The 7,026-nt window shown below is 71.1% G+C and carries 3 protein-coding genes; 2 read left to right on the top strand and 1 reads right to left on the bottom strand.

From position 1 onward, the window contains the following. The coding region (locus N1F89_RS20015) for a ribonuclease E/G (RefSeq protein ID WP_290086223.1) at nucleotides 1-2,549 on the bottom strand (2,549 nt) is incomplete at its 3' end. Nucleotides 2,550-3,222: 673 nt separating this feature from the next. Here N1F89_RS20015 and N1F89_RS20010 point away from each other — a divergent pair. Together N1F89_RS20010 and N1F89_RS20005 are read left to right on the top strand one after the other, a co-directional pair. Next, complete coding sequence (locus tag N1F89_RS20010) at nucleotides 3,223-4,374, top strand: N-acetylmuramoyl-L-alanine amidase (RefSeq protein WP_290086224.1); 1,152 nt, start codon at nucleotides 3,223-3,225, stop codon at nucleotides 4,372-4,374. A 190-nt stretch (nucleotides 4,375-4,564) separates the two neighbouring features. Then, nucleotides 4,565-7,018 carry a penicillin-binding protein 1A gene (locus tag N1F89_RS20005; RefSeq protein ID WP_290086222.1) on the top strand — a complete coding sequence of 818 codons (2,454 nt, stop codon included), beginning with the start codon at nucleotides 4,565-4,567 and terminating at the stop codon, nucleotides 7,016-7,018. Nucleotides 7,019-7,026: the final 8 nt, after the last annotated feature.

Genomic DNA, 7,026 nt, shown 5'->3' with positions numbered 1-7,026 from the left:
GCCGGCGCCGGTTCGGCCACCGTCTCGGCAGCCGCGGGGGCGGCGGCCGCGGGCTCGCCTTCGGCCGGCGCGGCCTCGGCGTCGCGCTTGGCGGTGCGGCGGCTGCGCCGCTTGGGCTTGGCGGGGGCCTCCGGCGCGGGCTCGGCAGCCGGTGCTTCGGCCGCCTCTGGCGGCTCTGCCACCGGTGCATCGGCCGCCTCGGCTTCCGGTGCATCGGGCGCCGCTGCGGCGGGCGCACCCGCCTCCTGCGCGGCCGCCTCGACCGGCTCGTCCTCGGCCGGCCGGTCGGCCGGCATCTCGGCCTCGCCGTCGTCCGCTGCGGCGCTCACCGCCGCCTCGTCGGCCGGCGCGCCCTCGTCGTCGCGGCGGTTGCGGCGGCCGCCGCGCTTGCCGCGGCGGCGCTTCTTGCGGTCGCCGTCGTCGTCGGTCTCGGCGCGCTCGGCGGCCTGCTCGTCGCCGTCGCCGGCCGGCTCGTCGTCGTCACGCTCGCCGGCGCTCTGCTGCGCCTCGTCGCCGGCCTGGTCGCGTCCGCGGCCGCCGCGGCGCCGCCGCCGGCGGCGCTTCTTGCGCTCGCGGCTGCCGTCGCCGGCCTCCTCGCCGCCCTCGGCCGCCTCGCGCTCCTCCTCGGCGGCGGCGGCCGCCGCCGCCTCGTCGTCAGCCTCGTCCTCGGCCGCCCAGGCCGTCTGCACGGCCGCCTGGTCGATGGTGCCCGGCCGGTCCGACAGCGGCCCCTTGACGATCGCGTAGTGCTGCGTGCCGACGCCGTCGTCGGCCTCGACCGTGATCGTCACGCCGAAGCGCGCCTCCAGGTCGACCAGGTTCTCGCGCTTGTGGTTGAGCACGTAGAGCGCCGTCGAGCTCGGCGTGCGCACGGTGATGTCGTGCCGCGATTCCTTGAGCAGGAACTCCTCGATCGCCCGCACGACGAGCAGCGCGACGGAGGATTCGGAGCGCACGTGGCCGGTGCCGCCGCAGTGCGGGCAGGGCTGCATCGTGCTTTCCAGCACGCTGGCGCGGATGCGCTGGCGCGACATCTCCAGCAGGCCGAAATGCGAGATGCGGCCGACCTGGATGCGCGCGCGGTCGTGCTTGAGGCACTCCTTGAGGCGCTTTTCCACCGCCCGGTTGTTGCGGTTCTCCTCCATGTCGATGAAGTCGATGACGATCAGTCCGGCGAGATCGCGCAGCCTGAGCTGGCGCGCCACCTCCTCGGCCGCCTCCAGATTGGTCTGGAGCGCGGTGTCCTCGATCGAGTGCTCCTTGGTGGAGCGGCCGGAGTTGACGTCGATGGCGACCAGCGCCTCGGTCTGGTTGATGATGACGTAGCCGCCCGACTTCAGCGTCACCTGCGGCTGCAGCATCTTGTCGAGCTGCGCCTCGATGCCGTTGCGCGCGAAGATCGGGATCGTGTCGCGATAGGGCTGCACGACCTTGGCGTGGCTCGGCATCAGCATGCGCATGAAGCTCTTGGCCTCGCGGTAGCCGTCCTCGCCGGCGACGAGGATCTCGCCGATGTCCTTGTTGTAGAGGTCGCGCACCGAGCGCTTGATCAGGCTGCCTTCCTCGTAGACGAGAGCCGGCGCGGTCGATTCCAGCGTCAGGCTGCGCACGTTCTCCCACATGCGCATCAGGTATTCGTAGTCGCGCCGGATCTCCGCCTTGGTGCGGCTTTCGCCGGCGGTGCGCAGGATAACGCCCATGCCGTCCGGCACCTCGAGCTCGCGCACCACCTCCTTGAGCCGCTTGCGGTCCTGCGGGTTGGTGATCTTGCGCGAGATGCCGCCGCCGCGCGCGGTGTTGGGCATCAGCACCGAGTAGCGGCCGGCGAGCGACAGGTAGGTGGTCAGCGCCGCGCCCTTGTTGCCGCGCTCCTCCTTGACGACCTGGACGAGCAGGATCTGGCGACGCTTGATGACCTCCTGGATCTTGTAGTTGCGGCGCACCGGCTTGCGCCGGGTCTGCGCCTCGTCGAGCGCGTCCTCGGCGCCGACGGTGTCGATCTCGATGTCGCCGGAACCGGACTCGCCGTTGCCGTCGCCATTGCCGTCCGAATCGCCCGTGCCGGCGTCGCTTTCGTCGAGATCGGCCGCCTCGGGCAGCGCCTCGGCGATCGCCTGGCCGTCCGTCTCGGCGGCCTGCGCCGTTGCGGCCTGCTCGTCGCGCTGCGCCGCCTTGCCGCGGCGGCCCTTGCCGCGGCCGCGCCGGCGCGAGCGGCCGCCGCCGTCCTCGGCCTCGTCGGCCTCGTCGTCCTCGGCGCGCTGCTCCTCGGCCTCCGCACGCAGCAGCGCCTGCCGGTCGGCGACGGGGATCTGGTAGTAGTCGGGGTGGATCTCGCTGAAGGCCAGGAAGCCGTGACGGTTGCCGCCATACTCGACGAAGGCGGCCTGCAGCGAAGGCTCGACGCGCGTCACCCGCGCCAGGTAGATGTTGCCTCGAAGCTGTTTCTTGTCTTGCGATTCGAAATCGAACTCTTCGATACGGTTACCGCGCGTCACCACGACGCGCGTTTCCTCCGGGTGGGAGGCGTCGATCAGCATCTTGTTGGGCATTATGTGTGGTCTCCCCGGCAGCGGGCGACCGTATAGGGCGGGCAAAGCTGCCCCGCGACGCGCCCGGCGGCTCGCTGCCGGATAATTGGGTGTCCGCCGGCCGCGGCAGCGAGACGCCGGCCAGCCCGGCCGCTGCCGGTGAGGCGCGGAGGCTGAACGTTGCTTTGCGGGTCGCGCTTGATGCCATTGTGTGCCTGGCGGAACGGTTTCTACCGCGGTCCGGACGTCCGGACCAGTTACTCGCTCTGAAACAGAGCCGGCACGGGACCTGCGTCCCGGCCGCTTTCCTCACGCTAAGGGTTTCGCGTCGCCGGAAACACCTTGAAGAAATTCTCTCGGGCCACCGCGGGCTGAACCGCACCTTCACCTCAACCGGGCTCGCAGTCCGCTTGCGATCGCTGCACGGCGTCTGGACAAAGACACGGACGCCATTGCGATGGGCCAAGGCCGCTTTTATGATTTGCCACACGTCATGGCAACCCCGATTTCGGGCGTGGCTTGACGGGACCGGGCGCGCGCGGCATGCGGCAACGCTCGGTTAACCATACGCCGCTATGGGCAGGGGATGCGCGGCATGTCGGCAATCGTTGGCCAATCGAGGCTGCCTCGGGCCCGGCCCGCGGGCGGGGCGCGCCTGGCGGCCGCGCTCGCGGCCTTGCTGGGCTGGCTGGCGCTGTTCGCGGCGGCGGCGACGGCCGGCGACGTCGCGCCCGGCGCCGGCGAGCCGCTGCGCGCGCACGGCTTCAAGATGGCCGGCGACGCCACCCACACGCGCATCGTGCTGCGCTTCGACCGGGCGCCCGAGCCGCGCTCGTTCCTGCTGCGCGACCCGCACCGCGTCGTCATCGACCTTGCGGAGACGCGCTTTGCCCTCGACAGCGCGGCGCTGGCGCCGCGCGGCCTGGTGTCGGGCGTGCGCTACGGCGATCCGACGCCCGGCCGCTCGCGGCTCATCCTGTCGGCCGTCGGGCCGTTCGCCGTCGAGCGGCTCGAGGTGCTGAAGAACGAGACCTCGGAGGGCTATCGCATGATCGTCGACCTGGCGGCGACCTCGCAGGCCGGCTTCGACGCCGCCCTGCGCGCCGGCAGCGGCCTGGCCGACGGCGGCGACGCGCACGCCGGCGCGGCGGCGCCCGGCTTCACGGTGGTCATCGACCCTGGCCATGGCGGCATCGACGGCGGCGCGGAGGGCTATGCCGGCACGCAGGAGAAGACGATCACGCTCGCCTTCGCGCTGGAGCTGCGCCGCGCGCTGGAGGCCGACGGCCGCTACAACGTGGTGATGACGCGCGAGAGCGACGAGTTCCTGCGCCTCGACGAGCGCGTGCGCATCGCCCGCGAGCACGACGCCGACCTGTTCATCTCCGTGCACGCCGACGCGATCCGCCTGCGCAACGTGCGCGGCGCGACCGTCTACACCGTCGCCGACCGTGCCTCCGACGCCGAGGCCGCGGCGACCGCGGCGCGCGAGAACCTGTCCGACGCGCTCGCCGGCATCCAGGTGGAGGAGGAGAAGGACGAGGTGGCCGACATCCTCGTCGACCTGATCCGCCGCGAGACGCACGCCTTCTCCATCCGATTCGCCCGCACGCTGCTCGGCGAGCTGTCCGACAGCGTCGATCTCATCAAGAACCCGCACCGCTTTGCCGGCTTCCGCGTGCTGCGCGCGCCCGACGTGCCGTCGGTCCTGCTCGAGCTCGGCTATCTGTCGAACCCCGACGACGAGAAGCAGCTGCGCAGCGCGGAATGGCGCGCCGACGCGGTGACGGCGATCACCGACGCAATCGCCGGCTTCGCCGCCGTCAAGGCCGGGGCCGGGGGGTGAGGCGGCCGCGCCCGGCGTTGCAGCCGCGCAACAGGCTGGGCTATCATCCGGAAAGGCCGTATCCCCGGGGCCGCGCCGCCGCATTTTGTCCACATGGCGGGGTCATGGAAGGCCGAGTCGATCACGGACCGTGCCGGCCGCGCGCGGCGCCGGGCCAGGGTGACGGTCATCTCGGGGAACTGGAGCGGGCATGCTACGTCTGATTGGATATTTCTTCGGCATCGGCGTGGTGCTGGCGCTGGTCGTGGCGGCCGGCGTGGCGATCTATGTCGGCGACCTGGCCGAGGACCTGCCCGATTACGAGGTGCTGGCGCAGTACGAGCCGGCCGTGACGACCCGGGTGCACGCCGCCGACGGCGCGCTGATGGCCGAGTTCGCCAACGAGCGGCGGCTCTATCTGCCCATCCAGGCGGTGCCCGACCGCGTCAAGGCAGCCTTCATGTCGGCCGAGGACAAGAACTTCTACAGCCATCCCGGCATCGACGTGACGGGCCTGGCGCGCGCCGTGGTCACCAATGTGCGCAATCTGGGCAGCGGCCGCCGGCCGGTCGGCGCCTCGACGATCACCCAGCAGGTGGCGAAGAACTTCCTGCTCACCTCCGAGCAGACGATCCAGCGCAAGATCAAGGAGATGATCCTGGCCTTCCGCATCGAGCAGGCCTACTCCAAGGATCGCATCTTCGAGCTCTATCTCAACGAGATCTATCTCGGCCTCGGCGCCTACGGCATCGCCGGCGCGGCGCTGACCTACTACGACAAGTCGGTCAACGAGCTGACGACCTCCGAGGCGGCCTATCTGGCGGCGCTGCCCAAGGCGCCGTCCAACTATCATCCCTTCCGCGACACCGAGCGCGCGCTCGAGCGGCGCAACTGGGTGATCGACCAGATGGTCGCCAACGGCTACGTGACGCTCGAGGAGGGCGAGAAGGCCAAGGCCGAGCCGCTCAACGTCAATCCGCGGCAGCGCGGCGGCTATCTGTTCGCCGGCGAGTACTTCACCGAGGAGGTGCGCCGCGAGATCATCGCGCGCTACGGCGAGAACGCGCTCTACGAGGGCGGGCTGTCGGTGCGCACCACGCTCGACCCGCACATGCAGAAGCTGGCGCGCAAGGCGCTGCACAACGGCCTGATGCGCTACGACACGCTGCGCGGCTTCCGCGGCCCGGTCACCGAGATCGACGTGTCGGGCGACTGGGGCGCGCCGCTCGGCGAGGTCGACCGGCTGAGCGACGTGCCGGAATGGCGCCTGGCGGTGGTTCTGGAGACGACGGCGGAGGGCATCACCGTCGGCCTGCGTCCCGGCCGCGAGGTCTCGGGCGACCTGTCGGAGGAGCGCCGCACGGTGACGGTCGCCGTCGCCGACATGGAATGGGCGCTGCGCCACGTCGTCGACGGCCGGCGCGTGAAGGCCGACCGGCCGGGCGAGGTGCTCGCGCCGGGCGACGTGGTCTATGTCGAGCAGAAGGCCGACGAGAGCGGCTGGATGCTGCGCCAGGTGCCCGAGATCGAGGGCGCGCTGGTCGCCATGGACCCGCACACCGGCCGCGTGCTGGCCATGGTGGGCGGCTTCTCCTACGCCGAATCGCAGTTCAACCGCGCCACGCAGGCCTACCGGCAGCCGGGCTCGGCGTTCAAGCCGTTCATCTACGCCGCCGCGCTCGACAACGGCTACACGCCGGCCTCCGTGGTGCTCGACGCGCCGATCTCCATCCAGGTCGGCAACGAGGTGTGGGAGCCGAAGAACTACGGCGGCAAGTTCGCCGGGCCCTCGACGCTGCGCGCCGGCATCGAGCGCTCGCGCAACCTGATGACGGTGCGCTTGGCGCGCGACATGGGCATGCCGCTGGTGGCCGAGTATGCCGAGCGCTTCGGCGTCTACGACAAGATGCTGCCGGTGCTGGCGATGTCGCTCGGCTCGGGCGAGACGACCGTGATGCGCATGGTCTCGGCCTATTCGGTGATGGCCAATGGCGGCAAGCAGATCCAGCCCTCGCTGATCGACCGCATCCAGGACCGCTACGGCAAGACGATCTTCCGGCACGACCAGCGCCAGTGCCAGGGCTGCAACGCGGAGGAATGGCGCGGCCAGTCCGAGCCGGAGCTGATCGACCATCGCGACCAGGTGCTCGACCCGATGACCGCCTACCAGATCACCTCGATGATGGAGGGCGTGGTCACCCGCGGCACGGCGACCACCGTGGCCGAGCTCGAGCGCCCGATCGCCGGCAAGACCGGCACCACCAACGAGGAGAAGGACGCCTGGTTCGTCGGCTACACGCCCGACCTCGTCGTCGGCGTGTTCATGGGCTTCGACCAGCCGCGGCCGATGGGGCGCGGCTCGACGGGCGGCGGCCTGGCGGCGCCGATCTTCAAGGAGTTCATGGGTGCGGCGCTCAAGGACACGCGGCCGGTCGACTTCCGCGTGCCGGAGGGCATGAAGCTGATCCCGATCGACCGCAAGACCGGCATGCGCGCGGAGGCCGGCCAGCCCGGCGTCATCATGGAAGCCTTCAAGCCGGGCACCGGTCCCTCCGACACCTACTGGGTGATCGGCATGGACGACTTCGAGGGCGGCGAGCGCGCCGAGCAGCTCTCGCCGCAGGCCAACCGCGCCATCAACACCGGCTCCGGCGGCCTCTACTGAGGCCGCCG

It is taken from the genome of Aquibium sp. A9E412, from assembly GCF_030398335.1.
Classification (GTDB): Bacteria; Pseudomonadota; Alphaproteobacteria; order Rhizobiales; family Rhizobiaceae; genus A9E412.
Note: the sequence above shows the minus strand (reverse complement) of the source record. Positions and strands in the feature narration are given on the sequence as shown.

What these genes read in the sequence shown, in the direction of transcription:
- N1F89_RS20005 (WP_290086222.1), top strand. Translation starts at nt 4,565, where the DNA reads ATGCTACGTCTGATTGGATATTTCTTCGGCATCGGCGTGGTGCTGGCG.